Source organism: Frankia sp. EI5c, assembly GCF_001636565.1.
In the GTDB taxonomy this organism is placed as follows: domain Bacteria; phylum Actinomycetota; class Actinomycetes; order Frankiales; family Frankiaceae; genus Parafrankia.
This window is the reverse complement of sequence record NZ_LRTK01000049.1, coordinates 1-1,406: the sequence shown is the minus strand read 5'-3', so window position 1 is coordinate 1,406 and position 1,406 is coordinate 1. Positions and strand designations below refer to the sequence as shown.

Below are 1,406 nucleotides of genomic sequence, written 5' to 3'. Positions count from 1 at the left end.
GGTCGAGGCGACCGCGGAGTCGATCAACACGGTGTACGTGCCGCTGGGGTACGAGGTCGGCGTCAACAAGATCATTCAGACCGCCCGCGACATGGGGGTCAGCCCGAAAACCCATCTGGAGGACGTCGCCGGTATCAGCCTCGGCAAGGACGGCGTGACGGCACTGGAGATGACGCAGGTCTACGCCACCCTGGCCAGCGGTGGCTACAAGGCCACCCCGCATCTCGTGGCGAGGGTTGAGGACAACTCCGGCGAGGTCATCTTCGACGCGATGAAGGCCAACCCCGTCGACCAGAACCCGGCGGTCCCGCCCAGCGTGGCCCGCGACGCGACCTACGCGCTGCAGGCCGTGANCGACCACGGCACNGGCAAGAACGCGAAGCTGGGTAACAACCGGCCGGCCGCCGGAAAGACCGGCACCACCGACGACTTCCGCTCCGCCTGGTTCTGCGGGTACACGAAGGAGATCTCCTCCTGCGTGAACATGTTCCGTGGTGACGGCGAGGTCACGGACCAGCTCAAGGGCATTCCGGACGCGGAGAGGGGCGTCTACGGCGGTGCCTACCCGGCGAAGATCTGGAAGGCGTTCATGGACGCCGCGCTGGCGGGTGAACCGGTGACCAAGTTCGACCCGCCGGCCTACGGTGGGTCGATCACGCTGCGCAGCCCGTCCCCGGCGCCGACGACACCGTCGGACCTGCCGACCCAGACAGCCGTCGGTGGCACCGACGACTGGNACATCTTCGGTGATCACGACGACGAGAACGGGAGCACCCGGCCGCGGCAGACCACCCGGCCGGGCGGGCAGCAGACCATCCGGCCGCGGACCACAAGATCGCCGCCATCCGGAATCGTCGTGGACCCGTTCGGGCACTGAACGGCCAGGCGTCGCCACCCGGGCGGCCCGTGACCTCGTTCACCGGATCGGGGGTGTACCAGAATGGCCCGCATGGCTACGACACCGGCGTCGCCCACCCGGTCCAGCCCGGCGCGCACCGACCCGGTGGTCGCCGGCGCCAGTGAACTGATCGGTGGGCCGCCCGGGCGGCACGCCGTCGCCGGCACCACCCGGACCTGGTGGAGCCCGCTCCGAGTACTGATGCTGTTCGTGGTCATCACCTGCGTGCTGGGCTACGCGCAGAAGTCCGGCTGCCGCGACACGCGCAACTGGACGGACGAGTACCAGTACACCCGGATGTGCTACTCCGACGTCGTCGCCCTCTACAGCCAGGAGGGCCTCGTCGACGGGAAGATCCCCTATCTGGACTACCNCACCGAGTACCCGCCGCTCATCGGCGCGGCGATGCAGCTCGTCTCCTCCTTCGCCGGCCTCGGCTCCGCGCCGGCCGCGGTCTTCCGCACCGAGGAGCCGGGCGGCGCCCGAGTCTTCGACCACTACTCGATGG

3 pseudogenes are annotated in these 1,406 nt (G+C 69.3%); all 3 read left to right on the top strand.

The window, feature by feature from the left end:
- Positions 1 to 31: 31 nt before the first annotated feature.
- A pseudogene (locus UG55_RS39230) lies at positions 32 to 353 on the top strand (penicillin-binding transpeptidase domain-containing protein); the annotation flags it as partial.
- A 14-nt stretch (positions 354 to 367) separates the two neighbouring features.
- Positions 368 to 736 (top strand): annotated as a pseudogene (locus tag UG55_RS39220) (glycosyl transferase); the annotation flags it as partial.
- Positions 737 to 940: 204 nt separating this feature from the next.
- Positions 941 to 1,271: pseudogene (locus UG55_RS39215) on the top strand (hypothetical protein); the annotation flags it as partial.
- Between the last annotated feature and the right edge of the window lie 135 nt (positions 1,272 to 1,406).